We start from the raw sequence: 14767 nt of genomic DNA on the forward strand, positions 1-14767 counted from the left end.
GCGAAGATGCCGGGGGTTCAACAGCGTTGCGCGGCACTCGTCGCCGCCGCGCGGGCAAGGCTGCGGCCGACCGGCAACCGCGTCACCGGCTACCTGGCCGTCTGCGCGGTCGGCACGCTCATCGGCAGCTCGCTCGCCGTCGGAGCCGGCGCCTCCGGCACCCGGCCCAGGATCGCCGACATCGGCGCCTGGCTGGCCAGCAGCGCGAAGGGCGAGGTCGTCCACGCCCATGGGCTGACCGGTGAGGTGGAGGGCAAAGCCGTGCTGCCGGACGGGATGGCGGGCCATCCGGTCTCGGTCGCGCAGGACGGCGACACGACGCTGGTGCTGGACGAGCGGACCGGCCGGGTCGTACGGATCGACGCCGCGCAGCTGACCGCCGAGCAGTCGGCGGACTACGGTGCGGCCGGGCTGCAACTGGTCTCCGGGGGCGCGTACGCGTACGTCGTCGACCCCGCCAAGGGCACCGTCCAGCGGATCGACCCGGCGATGACGACGGCCGAGAGCCCGCCCGTGGGAGTGGGCGGGAAGCCGGGGGCGGCCGTGGTGGACGGGGACGGCACACTGTGGGTGCCGCTGCCGGACCAGGGCACGGTGGTGCCGTTCGTCGAGGGCCGCAAGGGCGCGGCGGTGAAGGTGGCCGAAGCGGGTCACGAACTGGCGTTGACCCTGGCCGGCGGCCGGCCCGTGGTGACCGACGGGACCACCGCCGCGATGACGGTGCTGTCGGCGAGGGGCGTGCAGGGCACCTTCGAACTGGGCGGCGCCTTCGCCGGGGCGGACCCGGCCGACGTCCTGGTGCCGACGGGCACCGACGGCTCCGCGGTGCCGGTGCTCGCCGCCGACAGCGGGGACCTGGTGGTGGTGGACGTCCGCAGCAGGCAGACCACGCGTGCCCGCGTGCCGACGGAAGGCCACGATCTGGGAGCACCCCAGCTCCTGGGCAAGCGGGTCTACATCCCCGACGAGTCCACCGGCAGCCTCCTGGTGTACGACACCTCCCTCTCCGCGCTCACCGAACCGGTACGGGTCACCGACGGGGCGGGGTCGCTCGAACTCTTCGTCCGCGATGGCCTGTTGTGGGTGAACGACCCGGACGGCGCCGCGGCCGCGGTCATCGACGCCGAGGGCGAGGTGCGGCGGATCGGGAAGTACGGGACGGACGCGCCGTCCGCGCGCAAGCCCGGGGACGAGCCGGTGGAGAACAGCGTCCCGACGGGCCCGCCCGCCGCGCCGCCGATTCCACCTCGGACGGATGGCCCGGGCGCGACGGCTCCGGTGTCGGGTACCCCGTCCGGCGGTGCGTCCGGCAGCCCGTCCCCGGAGGTGTCCGGCCCCGGGCCGACGCAGCCGGTGCCCGAACCCGGGGCCCCGGGAGCCCCGCAGGCGGAGTCCCGGTCGGGCGCCATCCGGATCACCTTCGCCAAGGCGCTGGGCGCGACCCCGCAGCGCTATGTGCTCAAGGGGGCGGCACGGGACCAGACGGTCACTCCGGAGGCGGTGGGGCCCGACGGCCCGTTCGCCTTCGAGGTGAGGGGCGGGTCGTGCGAGGAGCAGTACAGCTTCACCGTGGTGGCGGAGTACGGCGGGGGCAGGCCGGACAAGGAGTCCGTGCCGTCGGCGTTCGCGCGGCCGTGCATTGCGCCGGGGGCACCGCGGAACGTCACCTTCACTCCGGCCCAGGGCGGACACGGCGGCACGGTGACATGGCAGCCGCCCCAAGGCGAGAACGGCTCGATGACGTACGTGGTCAATGGGCCCGGCGGGACGGCGAATACCACCAAGCCCAGTTACACGTACGGGAATCTGAAAAACCGCAGCAAGCACGGGGTGTCGGTGATGGCGAGCAACGCCGCCGGATCGGGCGCGGCGGCGTCCGGGTGGATCGACCTGACCCCTCCCTCTCAGCAGATGTACATCGTGAATAACACCGCCAACGAGGACCCCGTCATCATCCGCACGTCGCCCTTGACCTCGGAGGGCGGCCGGGCGGGCACGATGCCCGGCGGGCGGGATGACGTGGTCACCGTCGTCCACTGCAAGGTGAAGGGCACTGAAATCCCGTGGTCCAACGGTGAGAAAACTGATGTCTGGGCCTTCCACACCTATCACGACCCCGCCACCGGCAAGGACACCACCGGGTACACCTCTGACATCTTCGTGAACTCCCGCTCCAACCCCGACATCTGGGAATGCGAATGACCTTCGCCGAGACCTTCCACACCCTCGCCGACAACATCGAACACGTCGTCAAGGGCAAGCGCGACACCATCGAACTCGCCCTCACCTGCCTCTTCTCCGAAGGCCACCTCCTGATCGAGGACGTGCCCGGCACCGGCAAGACCACCCTCGCCCGCTGCCTCGCCGCCTCCATCGAGGCCGACTTCGCGCGTGTGCAGTTCACCCCGGACCTGCTGCCCTCCGACATCACCGGCGTCACCGTCTACCGCCAGAACACCGGCGTGTTCGAGTTCCTCCCCGGCCCGGTCTTCGCCAACATCGTGCTCGGCGACGAGATCAACCGCGCCTCCCCCAAGACCCAGTCCGCGCTGCTGGAGGTGATGGAGGAGCGCCGGGTCACCGCCGACGGCACCACGCATCCGGTGCCCCGCCCGTTCATGGTGCTCGCCACCCAGAACTCGGTGGACATGGGCGGTACTTACCCGTTGCCGGAGGCACAGCTCGACCGGTTCCTCATGCGGATCACCGTCGGCTACCCCGACCACGCCTCCGAGGTCACGGTCGTCAAAGGGGCCGGCACCACACCCGAGTCGCTGGCCCCCGTCGCCACCGCCCGGGAGGTCGCGGAGCTCATCGAGGCCGCCGCCGACGTGCAGGTGGCCGACGCGCTGTACGACTACCTGGTGCGGGTGGTGGCGGCGACCCGCTCCCTCCCCGACGTACGCCTCGGCGCCTCGCCGCGCGGCTCCGTCGCCCTGTTGCGCGCGGTCCGGGTGCGGGCGGCCTCGCAGTCCCGGCCGTACGCGTTCCCCGAGGACGTCAAGGCGCTGGCCGGGCCCGTTCTGGCGCACCGGCTGATCCTCACCCCGGAGGCCGAGCTGAGCGGCCGTACCGGCACGGACGTGATCGAGGAAGTGCTGGCCACGGTCGAGCTGAACAGCGGGGCACGCCTCTGATGCTGTCGGCCACCGGGTGGGGCACGCTGGTGGCGGGCGCCGTGCTGACCACCACCGGCTACGTGCTCGGGTACGGCGAGGCCGCGGCACTCGGCACGGCCTGTCTGCTGGCCGTCGCCGTCGCCGTGCTGTGGGCGCTGCCCGCACCCGTGCTGGGCACCGAGCGGCGGATCACGCCGAGCCGGGTGAGCCGGGGCGATCCCGCCGAGGGGGTGGTCACCCTCACCAACACCGGGGGGCGCACCCGGCGGGGGCTGCGCGCCATCGACCGGTGCGGCGAGCGGGACATCGCCGTCGAGGTGCCGCCGCTGCGCCCGGGCACGTCTTACGAGGTGCGGTACGCGCTGCCGACCGCTCGCCGCGGCCGCGTCCCGGTGGGGCCGCTGCGGCTGGAGCGCACCGATCCGCTCGGCCTCGCCCGCCGCATGCGGCCGTACGACGCCGCGGACACGCTGCTCGTACGGCCCCGGATCCGCCCGCTGCCCGTGCTGCCGTCCGGGCGGGCGCACCACGTCGAAGGCCCGGCCTCCGACAGCGCCGACGACGGCACGCTGACCTTCCACGCGCTGCGCGAGTACGTCCTCGGTGACGACCTGCGCCGGGTCCACTGGCGTTCGACGGCCCGCACCGGCACGTTGATGGTCCGCCAGATGGTCGACGTCTCGCTCCCGCACACCACGCTCGTGCTCGACACCCGGCGGCGTGCCTACGCCTCGGAGGACGACTTCGAGCTGGCCGTGGACTGCGCGGCGTCCATCGCGTACGCGGCCGCCCGCTCCCACTTCCCTGTGCACCTGACCAGCGAGGCGGGGGCCCTTCTGCACACCGACGGCTCGGGTCACGACGGCGAGGCCCTGCTGGACGCGCTGGCCGTGGTGCGCCGCTCGGAGCTGCCGTCCGTGGCCGCCGCCTTCGACGGCCTGGAGGGCCACCACGGCAGCGGGGCGCTGGTCGTCGTGACCGGCACGGGCGACACCCGGGGTCTCGGCGCCGTCGACCGGGTTCGGCACCGTTTCGACCGGGCGACCATGGTGCGCGTCGGCGCCACCGAAGCCGCGACCACGCGCGACGGCGTCGACCCCGTTGGCGACGTACGGCAGTTGCGCGTCGCCTCCCTGGACGAACTGCTGGCCGGATGGCGCCGGGAGGCCGCCCGATGAGCACTACGGCCCCGGCCGCCCCGACGGGCACCGCGGGAGAGGCGGACCGGGCCGGGCGGCTGTGGTCGCTGCTTCCCGTGGCCGCGCTGTGCGGCGCCGCCGGGTACGGATTCGCCCGGATCTTCCCGCCGTCCGAGCTGCTTCCGGTACTGGCGGTGGCCGTGTGCGCGCCGATCGCCCTGTCGGTGGCGCTGTCGGGCCTGCTCCGCCGCCGCGCGGCCGCCCGGGAGGTCCGCCCCACCCTCCCCCTGTGGCCGTCCGTGCTGCTGACCGCGGCCGCGTGGGCCGTCGTCGTCAGCGCGACGCTGTTCCACGAGGTGAGCGACGGCCTGCCCGGCGGTGCCGCGCTGCGCGCCGCGTGGTCCGCGCTGCTCGATGCCCCGCACACCCTGCTGTCCACGATCCTGCCGGCCCCCGGCGACCCCGAACTGCTGGTGCTGCCGCACGCGGTGGTCTGGACGGCCACCGCGGTCTCCGCCGAACTCGCCCTGCGCACCCGTGCCGCGCTGCTCCCGGCCCTCCCCGCGGTCCTCGCCTTCGGCTTCCCGCTGGTGCTCGGCGCGGACGGCCCCGGATCCTCGTACCCGGCCGCGGGCGCGCTGGCCGCCGCAGCCGCGCTGCTGATCCTCGTACGCTCACCGGCCCGGCTTCCACCACGCGCCCTGGCCCTGCGCCTGCCGGCCGTGACCGCGATCGGCCTGGTCGCGGCATTGCTGGGTCCGCACCTGCCCGGCCTCGGCACCCCCTACCGCCTCGCGCAAGCGGCCACACCACCGGCCGAACGCCCCCAGTCCACCAGCCCGTTGGACCAGGTCGCGGCCTGGATGCGCAACGGGGAGGAGAAGATCTTCACGGTACGGACCTCGGGCGCGGCCCCCGGCAACTACCGCCTGGCGGTCCTCGACAGATACGACGGCACGACGTGGACGAGCACCACCGGACTGACCCGCACCGGCGGCCGGGTCCCACCGGAAACGACGGCCACCCCGACCGGAACGGACAACGCCAAGACACTCGAACAGCGTTTCACCGTGCAGTCACTGCCCGGCATCTGGCTGCCGGCCGCCGACCGGCCGACGTCCGTGAGTACACCCGAGGGCACCTCCCTGTCCGTCGACCCGGCCAGCGGAGTGCTCTCCACGGGCGAGCCCGTCCCCCGCGGCTTCACCTACACGGCGACGTCCCGCCTCCCCAAGTACGACGACGCGGAACGACTACGACAGGCAGCGGCAGCCGCTGCCGACGACCCGGCACAGGTGGCCCTCCCCCGCGTCGACGCGGCCGGGCAACCCATCCCCTCCGTAGGGTCCTTCAGGAAGATCGCCGAGCGGGTGACCCGGGGCAGCAGCCATCCGTACGAGCGGGCCGTACGACTGGCCGACTGGCTGCGCACGACCTACCGCCTCGACCCCGGGGCGCTGCCCGGCCACACCTACCGGAGCCTGGAGTTCTTCCTGGCGGGCGGCGCGGGCGGCACGTCCGAGCAGTTCGCCGCCTCGTTCGCGGTACTGGCCCGCACCCTGGGTCTGCCCACCCGGGTGGCCGTGGGGTTCCGCCCGGGCACGCGGACCGGCGCCGGCACCTGGCAGGTGCGCGGACGGGACGTACTGGCCTGGCCGGAGGTGAAGTTCAGCGGTGTCGGCTGGGTGCCGTTCCATCCGACACCCGGTGAGGCCGGGCAGGGCGGCTCCTCCGCGGTGTCGGCACAGCAGCCCGAGGAACCAGCCCAGAAGCCGGACCGGGACAGCACCGCCCCGACGCGCCCGTCGACACCCGCGCACACATCGGACCAGGCATCCCCGGCCACCGAGGGCGCGCCCGGCTCCGGCCCGCCCCTGTGGCTCACCGCCCCGCTCGCGCTGCTTCTGCTCACCACGGCCTACGTCCTGTACGCCCTCTGGCTGCCGTACAACAGGCGCAGCCGACGCCGCAACGACCCGGACACACGACGCCGGCTCCTCGGCGCCTGGCAGCAGATCACCGAACGCCTCACGGAGATCGGCCTCCCCGACACGGGAGCACATACGGCACAGGAGATCGCCGCCTTCGTCGAGCGGCACGTGGGCGGCACCGTGGGCCAACGCCTGCCGACCCTGGCCACACTGGTCAACGAGGTCGAGTACGCCAACCGCAGCCCCGACGCCGCGAACGCCGACGCCGCGTGGGAGGCCTGCGAGGCGATCGAAAGGACCGTCCACCTCCGGGTACCGCACCGCACCCGCCTGGTCCGCCTCCTACGCGCCGCGGCCCCGGGCCGTCGCCCTGCCCGAAGCACCTGATCAAGCGCGTGGCGCCGCCCGCCCGTGAACCGGGCGAGCGGCGCCACACACCGAATCGTGAACTCAGCCGGGGAACGGCTTGCTCGCGTTCTCATCGGCCTTGATGCAGGCGTCGAGCCTCTTCTGAATGGCGGCCGCGTCGTTGAGGGCCTTGCTGGCCGCCGCGGTCTCGCCCAGCCGCTTCAGCTTCGCGGCCTTGGCCTTGAGGTCGGCGATCTGCTGGCGCATCTTGTTCTTGTTGCACGTGATGGCGGCCCTGACCGAGACCGCGCCCTGGTCGGCCGAGGTGGCGGCCTGAGCAGGCATCGACGTGACGAAGAGGCCACCGACGATGGCCGCGGAGACGGCCAGGGCGGAGAAGCGCTTGGTCATGAGTGTTTCCCCCAGATAGGGCTTGCGTTGGTCGCAGTGGATCTTACAGAGCCCTGTTGACTCACCAGTAACTGGCCGCACTGCCAGCCGACTTCATCGGTACGTCCCCGTGCCCACCAGATCCGGCAGCGGATTGACGAGGTCGCCGTTCGGGGACTGGCGTTGGGTGGCGGGGTCGGTGGGCCAGACCGCGGGGCAGTGGGTGTTCTCGCGGGGGGTCTTGAGGGTGGTGAGGTAGGTGTCGATGGCGTCGCGGGCGCAGGGGCTGAGCCAGTAGTCGCCGTGGCCGACACCGTCGTAGGTGAGGAACACGGCCTCGCGGCCGATCTGGCGGGCCGCGTTGGAGGCCCAGGCGTGCGGGGTGGCCGGGTCGAAGCGGCTGTTGGTCAGCAGGATCGGCGGGGTGCCGTCGACGTCGAGCCCGCGCTGCGGGTTGGTCACCTCGGCCGGCCAGTTCTGGCAGCCGGTCTGGACCGTCCAGCCGAGTGTGCTGAAGCGGGTGACGGGGGCGCGGCGGGCGAGTTCGCGTTCGTGGCGGGCGAGGGTGGCGTACGAGGGGACGTCGAGGTCGTAGTCCTGGCACATCACTGAGAGGAACGGGTATGGCGTCGGCTCGCCGTATCTGTCGAAGGACCGGGTCGCCGCGGGGGCCGTGGCGTCGAGGTCGGCGAGGGTCTGCGCGAAGTCGAACCAGGAGGCCGGGTCGTACATGTGGCGCAGGGCGAAGGCCTGGAGGTCCTGGGGGGTGACCGTCTGGGGCGGGTCGCCCGGCAGGACCAGGTCACCGGCCTCCGCGCGCTGGTACAGCGAGTCGAAGAGGGCGCGGGCGTCACCGTCGTGGATCGCGCAGGACGCCGTACGGGCGCACCAGTCGGCGAACTGGCCGTACGACGACTCCACCGCGTCGGTCTCGGTCTTCTGGAAGGCCCAGTTGCCCAGGCTGTGGTCCATGTTGGAGTCGAGGGTCATCGCGCGGACGCGGTGCGGGTAGCGCTCAGCGTACTGCTGGCCGATCGCGGTGCCGTAGGAGACGCCGTAGTAGCTGATCCGCTTCTCGCCGAGGCCGGCGCGGATGGCGTCCATGTCGCGGACGACGCTGCCGGTGTCCATGTGGTCGGCCAGCGGGCCGGTGAGGTCGCGGCAGCTCTCGCCAAGCGCGCGGTTGGCCTCGCGCAGGGCGGCGAAGGAGGCCGGGCTGTCCGGGAAGAGCAGCGCTCCCTGGGCCTCGATCCGGTCCGCGTCGCACTTCAGCGGGTTGCTGCGGGCGACGCCGCGCGGATCGAAGCCCACGATGTCGAACCGCGCCAGCAGTTCGGGCGAGAAGGAGTCGGGGGCGGTGAACGCGAAGTTCACGCCGGAGCCGCCCGGACCGCCCGGGTTGATCAGCAGCGAGCCGATCCGTCGCTCGGGGTCGGTGGCCCGGTGACGGGCGAGGGCCAGGTCGATGGTGGCACTGTGCGGCCGTCTCCAGTCGACGGGCACCTCGACGGTGGCGCACTCGAATCCGCCCTGGCCGGAGGGGGATTCACAGGGTTCCCAGGATATTCGCTCGGGGGCGGCCACGGCGGCCGTCCCCGCGAGTAACTGTCCCAACAGGGTGGTGACCAGGGCGCCGACGGCCAGCTTCCCGCGCGCCTTCACGCGCGGAAGCAGTGGGGAGTTGGATGACACGTGCGTCCCTCCATGAATCAGAAGTTCACAGATCGGATCACAGCATCGTTTCAACGCCCTTGTGAATCAAGGGATATGAGGGTCGATCAGGACAGCAGTCGGGTCGTCGACGGGGTGATGATCTCGTCGGTGAGCCACCGGGCGACGGCGACGGGGTACGGCGCCGGCAGTCCCAGGACGACGTGGCGGAAGCCGGCGTCGAGCGCCTCGCCGATGGCGGTGCGGGTGGCGGCGGGGCGGTCGTAGAAGACCGGCAGGTGGATCGAGCGGGTGATCGCGGCGGGGTCGCGGCCGAGCTCGGCGCAGTAGCGGTCCAGCAGGGCGCCGCGGCGGACGGCGTCGTCGATGTCGCCGCCGGGGATGTTCCACAGGCCGGCGTGCTCGGCGGCCACGCGCAGCGTCGCCGCCGAGCGTCCGCCGACGAGGATCGGCGGGTGGGGGCGCTGGACGGGCTTGGGGTTGCCGAACCCCCCGGTGAGGTGGTGGTGGGTGCCGTGGAAGTCGAACGGTTTCTGCTCCGTCCACAGCCGCCGGATCAGTGTGCAGGCTTCGGCGAGGCTTCCCACGGCGTGCTCGGTGTCGTGGAAGGGCAGGCCGTGGGCCTCGTACTCGCGCCGGGCCAGCGGGTGGCCGGGGCGGGAGCCGACGCCGATGCCGAAGTCGAGCCATCCGCCGGACACGATGTCGACGGTCGCGGCGATCTTGGCCAGCAGCGCGGGCGGCCGGAACCGGTTGCTGGTCACCAGGACGCCGAGGCGGAGCCGGCGGGTGTGGGCGGCCAGCGCCGTGAGCAGCGTCCAGCCCTCGTAGGTGGGTCCGAGCGGGTCGCCGGCGATCGGCATCAGGTGGTCGAACAGCCACGCGTGCTCGATCTCGGGGATCGCGTCCGCCTCGCGCCAGACGCGCAGGACGTCGTCGTAGCCGACCTGCATCGGCGCGGTCATGATGCCGAAGGCGGGGTGGAGTGGGTCCGGCATGGAGTCCTCGTCTCCCTCGGGCGTCAGCGGCGGCGGCGCAGCGACGGGTCGAGCAGTGACGGCGGGGTGTCGTGCTTCTCGTGGGGTGCGAGGTCGGTGCCGGGGGCGACGATCGCGTCGATGGCGTCGAGTACGTCGGCGGAGAGCACCGTGTCCGCGGCCGCGAGCTGCGCCCGGAGGTGGTCCGGTGTGCGGGGGCCGATGAGGGCGCTGGTCACGGCGGGGTGCGCGGTCACGAAACCGAGGGCGAGCTGGATCAGGGTCAGGCCGGCCTCGTCGGCGACCCCGGCCAGTTGCTCGACGGCGTCGAGCCTGGTCCGGTTGGCGGGGAGGGTGAGGTCGAAGCGGTCCGGCATGAAGGTGGAGCGGCTGGTGGTGACGGCCCGGCCCGCGCGGACCGCGCCGGACAGCCAGCCCGAGGCCAGCGGGCTCCACACCAGCACCCCGAGCCCGTACTGCTCGGTCACGGGCAGGACGTGGGTCTCGATCCCGCGCTGCAGGATCGAGTAGCTGGGCTGTTCGGTGACGTAGCGGCTCAGATGACGCTCGCGGGCCGCCCACTGGGCCTGCACGATGCGGTGTGCGGGGAAGGTCGAGGAGCCGAAGTAGCGGATCTTTCCCGCGCGTTGCAGATCGGTGAGCGCCGACAGGGTCTCCTCGTCGTCGGTGCTCGGGTCCCATCGGTGGATCTGGTACAGGTCGACGTGGTCGACGCCGAGGCGGCGCAGGCTGTCGTCCAGGGCGGTGACCAGCCAGCGGCGCGAGCCGCCCCGGTGGTTGCGCTCCTCGCCCATCGGCATGGACGCCTTCGTGGCCAGCACGATGTCATCGCGGCGGCCGGCGATGGCCTTGCCGACCATCTCCTCCGACTCTCCGGCGCCGTACATGTCGGCGGTGTCGATGAGGTTGATCCCGCCCTCGAGAGCGGCGTCGACGAGGGCGGTGGCCTCCTCCTGGGTGGTGCGCCCGATCCGGCCGAAGTTCATCGCGCCGAGCGCGAGGGCGCTGACCTGTACACCGGTGCGGCCCAGGGTGCGGTACTGCATGACCGTATCTCCCCACAATCAAGCGGAACACTGTTCCGGATTGACGATACGGAACGCTGTTCCGTTTTGGCAAGCGCGATGGCGTACCGTGAGAGCGCAGCGTGCGGGCGCAGGTGTGACGGCACACGTGAGGGCACAGCGTGAGGGCACAGGGAGTGGCTCGGTGAAGGACGACGAGGGCGCTGGGTGCACGGCCGCGCCCAAGCGCAAGGACGCCCGGCGCAACCAGCAGACCTTGCTCGACGCGGCCGCAGCGGTGTTCGTCGCGAAGGGCGTGGACGCGCCGGTGCGCGACATCGCGGCCGAGGCCGGCGTCGGACTGGGCACGATCTACCGGCACTTCCCGACGCGCGCGGATCTCATCATCGCCGTCTACCGGCACCAGGTCGACGCCTGCGCCGAGGCCGGGCCGGCCCTGCTGACGACGAGCGCGACCCCGTACGCCGCGCTACGGCAGTGGATCGACCTCTTCGTCGACTTCCTGGTCACCAAGCACGGACTGGCCGCCGTGCTGCGGTCCGACAGCGCCGGCTTCGACGCCCTGCACGCCTACTTCCTCGACCGCCTCGTGCCCGTGTGCGCCCAACTGCTCGAAGCGGCCACCGCCGCCGGCGAGATCCGCCCCGGCATCGAGGCCTACGAGCTGATGCGCGGCGTCGGGAACCTCTGCGTCGGCGCGGACAGCGACCCCCGCTACGACGCACGCCGACTGGTGGAACTCCTCGTCGCGGGCCTGCGCCGGGGGCACTGACAGCCGAGCCGATGAAACTTCGTGTGCAGGTGTGTTGACCTCTGTTCGGATCGTCTTCTAGCTTGCGGGAGCCAACCGACGACCTGTCGGCCCATGTTCGAGATTTCGCGAACACGCCTGCTCGGAAGGGGATGTCGTGCCACGAGAGAACCAACGCCGGACAGCCTGCCTCGGTGCGTTGCTGGCCTGCGTCACGGCATTCGGGGGCACGCTCGCCACCCCCGCGTCCGCGTACGGCCACACCCCGGTGCCGCCCGTCAGCGACTTCCGCGGGGTCAACTGGGCCGACCCGCGTGACAACTTCGCCGACGACGAGGTCGTGCCCTCGGGGCTGTCCACCTCCGACGGCTACGCCACCACCTACGCCAAGTCCGAGGCGATCATCGGCGGGTTCGCCGAGCTGGGCGCCAACACGGTCCGGCTGCCGGTCAACCCGTCCTCCGTCAACGGCCCCTTCTGGAAGGCGTACCGGGGCGCGATCGACGCCGCCACCGACCAGGGGTTCAAGGTCATCCTGGGCTACTGGGAGGCCGACGACGCCAAGGACGGCAGGATCGACGACCGGGCCGACTGGAACCGGATGTGGGCACGGATCACCTCCGCCTACGCGCGCGACTCCAAGGTGTACTTCGAGCCGATGAACGAGCCGTTCGGCTACACCTCCCAGGAGTGGCGCGACATCGCCGCGCGGTGGGTGACCGGCCACCGCTTCGTGCCCCGCGACCGGATCCTCATCGGCGGGATCAAGTACAGCGAGGACGTCAAGCCCGTGTGCGCCGACCGCCGGCTCGACGGCACCCGGCTGGCACTGCACAACTACGGCTTCTGGCACACCGACTGGACCAGCTACGACCAGTGGAAGCAGGACTTCAAGGAGCGCATCGGCGGCTGTGCCTCGCGCACCGTCCTGGACGAGTTCGGCGCCACCATGACCTCCGGCCTGAACTACAACGGCCCGGTCGACGGCTCCCACGAGATCGCCTACATCCAGGCCGCCACCGACACCATCCGCGAACTGGGCCTGGGCTCGGTCTACTGGCCCGGCCTGCGCGACGGCGACACCTACTCCCTCACCACCCTCCAGGGCACGGGCACCGACCTCACCCTGAAGGTGAACAACCAGAGCGGACTGGACCGCCTGCACTGGGCCTGGCGGCAGTAGGGCGGTAGCCGGGAGCGGCCAACGCCGTTTCCGGCCCGGCTCACGGGGAACCCGGGGTGCCACGTCATCGAGAGCTGGATGAGAGAGAAGCTGAAACGCCGTGACCGCGCGCACCGCCCAACGAGAAACCCTGAAGGTGCCGGATACCGGCTGGACCAAGGCCCGTCAGCTGCGCCGCAAGACGATCCGCACCTGCGTCGCAGCCGTTGAGGACGACAGAAAATCCCCGCCCTCGGCCCATACCAGCGCCGAGTGGAACATCGTGCGGGGCGAGGACTGAGGAACACCGCCGTGGCGACCGAAGCCCTCAGCGCCTCCGTCCGGCTCCGCTGCTGGGTCCCACGGGGGGTCTATCCCCCGCAGACCGACACCCGGCTGCTGGGCCGGGCACTGCGCCGCGAGGGTGTCACGGCCGGGGCGGACGTACTGGACCTGGGCACCGGAAGCGGGATCCTCGCCGTGCAGGCGGCCCGCCTCGGCGCGCGGGTCACCGCGGTCGACATCTCCTGGCGGGCGCTCGCCGCCGCCTGGCTGAACGCCCTGCTGAACGGCCGGACGCTGCGGGTGCGCCACGGTGACCTGGCGGCCGCCGTGCCCCGCCGCCGCTTCGACCTGGTGCTGGCCAACCCGCCCTATGTGCCCGCCCCCGGCCCCGTGCCGCCCCGCGGCCGCGCCAGGGCGTGGGACGCCGGGACCGACGGGCGGCTGCTGATCGACCGGATCTGTGACACCGCGCCCACGTTCCTGCGGCCGTCGGGGACGCTGCTGATCGTGCACTCGCACCTGTGCGGCATCGGCGCCACGCTGGCCCGCCTGGAGCACGCCGGTCTGCACGCGGAGGTCGTCGACCGCACCCGGCTGCCCTTCGGCCATGTCCTGCGCTCACGGCTCGCCTGGCTGCGCGAGCAGAGGCTGCCGGCCGGCACCACGACGGAGGAGCTGGTGGTGTTCCGTGGTGAGTTCTGCTGAACGCCCGCGCCGTGTCCGCGTCCAGCGCGACGGACCCCTCCTCATCGAAGGGCCCGTCGAAGTGGTGGGCGAGAACGGCGAGGTGACGGCCTCCCGGCGGTTCACGGTGGCCATCTGCACCTGCCGCCGCAGCCGTACGTTTCCCTGGTGCGACACCAGCCATCGCCGCTGCGGCAGGCGATCCGGCACGGGCCGGCCCGGATGAACCACCCCGGACCACCGCCGCTGCCCGAGCCGCGCGGCGCCCTCTCCGCCGCCGTGACCGCGCTGCTGCGGGGGTCGGACTCTGGAAGCGTTCCCTCGCCGGCGAACTGCTCACCGTACGGCGACGACCTGCACCTCGCCCTCTATGTCCTGTACGAGCTGCACTATCAGGGCTTCGCGGGCGTGCCCGACGACCTCGAGTGGGACAGCGGCCTGCTGGCGTACCGGCGCACGATCGAGGACCGCTTCCTGGGCGCGCTGCGCCGGGACGTGCCGGTCGACGCCACCGACACGGCACGGCAGGCGCTCGACGAGCTGCAGGCCGAGCCGGTGCACGGCGCCGGCAGCGTCTCGCACTTCCTGCGGGACGAAGGAAACCTGCGGCGGCTGCGTGAATACGCGGCGCTGCGCTCGCTGTACCACCTCAAGGAGGCCGACCCGCACGCCTGGGTGCTGCCCCGGCTGCGCGGGCGGGCCAAGGCGGCCATGGTCGCCGTGGAGTTCGACGAGTTCGGGGCGGGCCGCACCGAGGACATCCACGCGCAGCTGTTCGCCGACCTCATGGCGGACCTCGGGCTGGACACGGCGTACGGGCACTACGTCGACGCCGCCCCGGCCGAGGCGCTGGCCACCGTCAATCTGATGTCCCTGCTCGGTCTGCGCCGGGCACTGCGCGCGGCGCTCGTCGGGCACTTCGCCGCCGTCGAGGTGACCTCGTCCCCGGCCTCGCGCCGCCTCGCCGAGGCGCTGCGGCGGGTGGGGGCGGGCCCGGCGGCCGTGCGGTTCTACGACGAGCACGTGACGGCGGACGCGGTGCACGAGCAGGTCGTACGGCACGATGTCGTCGGCGGGCTGCTGGCGGACGAACCGCAGCTGGAGGGCGACGTGGTGTTCGGCATCCGCGCGACCACCCACCTCGAGGACCGCCTGGCGGCGGAGCTGCTCGATGCCTGGCGCGGCGGCGGGAGTGCGCTGCGCGTCCCGGCGCTCACATCCCGTTCCTGACGCATTACTTCTACCGGTCGGGGTACTTCGGGTC

Annotated in this window: 14 protein-coding genes; 10 read left to right on the forward strand and 4 right to left on the reverse strand. The window is 72.4% G+C overall.

Translation table 11 applies throughout. The features are described from left to right. Window positions 1-6 precede the first annotated feature (6 nt). Genes IM697_RS00100 through IM697_RS00115 form a run of 4 tightly spaced genes read left to right on the forward strand, consistent with a single transcriptional unit; the run spans window position 7 to window position 6576 of the window. Window positions 7-2202, forward strand: coding sequence for a hypothetical protein (locus IM697_RS00100; protein WP_194043479.1), 2196 nt, complete (start codon window positions 7-9; stop codon window positions 2200-2202). Continuing rightward, window positions 2199-3137, forward strand: a complete 939-nt coding sequence (locus IM697_RS00105; protein WP_228044440.1) for an AAA family ATPase — start codon at window positions 2199-2201, stop codon at window positions 3135-3137. Before IM697_RS00100 ends, IM697_RS00105 begins: the two co-directional genes overlap by 4 nt. After that, window positions 3137-4297: a DUF58 domain-containing protein gene (locus IM697_RS00110; protein WP_194043483.1), complete on the forward strand. Its 1161-nt coding sequence runs from the start codon at window positions 3137-3139 to the stop codon at window positions 4295-4297. The genes IM697_RS00105 and IM697_RS00110 overlap by 1 nt, the downstream gene beginning before the upstream one ends. Further along, entirely contained in the window at window positions 4294-6576 is a 2283-nt protein-coding gene (locus tag IM697_RS00115; protein ID WP_194043485.1) for a transglutaminase TgpA family protein, read from the forward strand. Before IM697_RS00110 ends, IM697_RS00115 begins: the two co-directional genes overlap by 4 nt. 63 nt (window positions 6577-6639) lie before the next feature. On the opposite strand, the gene IM697_RS00120 is transcribed toward IM697_RS00115, so the two are convergent. The 4 genes from IM697_RS00120 to IM697_RS00135 all read right to left on the reverse strand — a co-directional run bounded on the left by IM697_RS00120 (window position 6640) and on the right by IM697_RS00135 (window position 10642). Continuing rightward, window positions 6640-6948, reverse strand: coding sequence for a hypothetical protein (locus tag IM697_RS00120; RefSeq protein ID WP_194043487.1), 309 nt, complete (start codon window positions 6946-6948; stop codon window positions 6640-6642). Between the two features lie 93 nt (window positions 6949-7041). After that, the gene (locus IM697_RS00125; RefSeq protein WP_194043489.1) at window positions 7042-8619 is read right to left on the reverse strand and encodes an alpha/beta hydrolase; all 1578 of its coding nucleotides are present in this window, start codon (window positions 8617-8619) and stop codon (window positions 7042-7044) included. 86 nt (window positions 8620-8705) lie between these two features. Beyond that, window positions 8706-9596: an LLM class flavin-dependent oxidoreductase gene (locus tag IM697_RS00130; protein ID WP_228044441.1), complete on the reverse strand. Its 891-nt coding sequence runs from the start codon at window positions 9594-9596 to the stop codon at window positions 8706-8708. A gap of 23 nt (window positions 9597-9619) precedes the next feature. Then, the gene (locus IM697_RS00135) at window positions 9620-10642 is read right to left on the reverse strand and encodes an aldo/keto reductase (RefSeq protein ID WP_194043491.1); all 1023 of its coding nucleotides are present in this window, start codon (window positions 10640-10642) and stop codon (window positions 9620-9622) included. Between the two features lie 163 nt (window positions 10643-10805). On the opposite strand from IM697_RS00135, the gene IM697_RS00140 reads away from it, so the two are divergent. The 6 genes from IM697_RS00140 to IM697_RS00165 all read left to right on the forward strand — a co-directional run bounded on the left by IM697_RS00140 (window position 10806) and on the right by IM697_RS00165 (window position 14733). Then, window positions 10806-11393, forward strand: coding sequence for a TetR/AcrR family transcriptional regulator (locus IM697_RS00140; RefSeq protein ID WP_194043493.1), 588 nt, complete (start codon window positions 10806-10808; stop codon window positions 11391-11393). Between the two features lie 136 nt (window positions 11394-11529). Next, window positions 11530-12555, forward strand: a complete 1026-nt coding sequence (locus IM697_RS00145) for a glycoside hydrolase family 5 protein (RefSeq protein ID WP_194043495.1) — start codon at window positions 11530-11532, stop codon at window positions 12553-12555. A 100-nt stretch (window positions 12556-12655) separates the two neighbouring features. Next, window positions 12656-12835 carry a hypothetical protein gene (locus IM697_RS00150; RefSeq protein ID WP_194043497.1) on the forward strand — a complete coding sequence of 60 codons (180 nt, stop codon included), beginning with the start codon at window positions 12656-12658 and terminating at the stop codon, window positions 12833-12835. Window positions 12836-12846: 11 nt separating this feature from the next. Beyond that, window positions 12847-13524 (forward strand): HemK2/MTQ2 family protein methyltransferase, encoded by a 678-nt coding sequence (locus tag IM697_RS00155; protein WP_194043499.1) that lies wholly within the window; start codon window positions 12847-12849, stop codon window positions 13522-13524. Then, window positions 13508-13729 carry a CDGSH iron-sulfur domain-containing protein gene (locus tag IM697_RS00160; RefSeq protein WP_228044442.1) on the forward strand — a complete coding sequence of 74 codons (222 nt, stop codon included), beginning with the start codon at window positions 13508-13510 and terminating at the stop codon, window positions 13727-13729. Before IM697_RS00155 ends, IM697_RS00160 begins: the two co-directional genes overlap by 17 nt. Beyond that, entirely contained in the window at window positions 13726-14733 is a 1008-nt protein-coding gene (locus IM697_RS00165; RefSeq protein WP_194049521.1) for an iron-containing redox enzyme family protein, read from the forward strand. Before IM697_RS00160 ends, IM697_RS00165 begins: the two co-directional genes overlap by 4 nt. The last annotated feature ends 34 nt before the right edge of the window (window positions 14734-14767 follow it).

The sequence above is a fragment of the Streptomyces ferrugineus genome, assembly GCF_015160855.1.
GTDB classification, from domain to species: Bacteria; Actinomycetota; Actinomycetes; order Streptomycetales; family Streptomycetaceae; genus Streptomyces; species Streptomyces ferrugineus.

What these genes read in the sequence shown, in the direction of transcription:
- IM697_RS00100 (WP_194043479.1), top strand. Translation starts at nt 7, where the DNA reads ATGCCGGGGGTTCAACAGCGTTGCGCGGCACTCGTCGCCGCCGCGCGG.
- IM697_RS00105 (WP_228044440.1), top strand. Translation starts at nt 2,199, where the DNA reads ATGACCTTCGCCGAGACCTTCCACACCCTCGCCGACAACATCGAACAC.
- IM697_RS00110 (WP_194043483.1), top strand. Translation starts at nt 3,137, where the DNA reads ATGCTGTCGGCCACCGGGTGGGGCACGCTGGTGGCGGGCGCCGTGCTG.
- IM697_RS00115 (WP_194043485.1), top strand. Translation starts at nt 4,294, where the DNA reads ATGAGCACTACGGCCCCGGCCGCCCCGACGGGCACCGCGGGAGAGGCG.
- IM697_RS00120 (WP_194043487.1), bottom strand. Translation starts at nt 6,948, where the DNA reads ATGACCAAGCGCTTCTCCGCCCTGGCCGTCTCCGCGGCCATCGTCGGT.
- IM697_RS00130 (WP_228044441.1), bottom strand. Translation starts at nt 9,596, where the DNA reads ATGCCGGACCCACTCCACCCCGCCTTCGGCATCATGACCGCGCCGATG.
- IM697_RS00135 (WP_194043491.1), bottom strand. Translation starts at nt 10,642, where the DNA reads ATGCAGTACCGCACCCTGGGCCGCACCGGTGTACAGGTCAGCGCCCTC.
- IM697_RS00165 (WP_194049521.1), top strand. Translation starts at nt 13,726, where the DNA reads ATGAACCACCCCGGACCACCGCCGCTGCCCGAGCCGCGCGGCGCCCTC.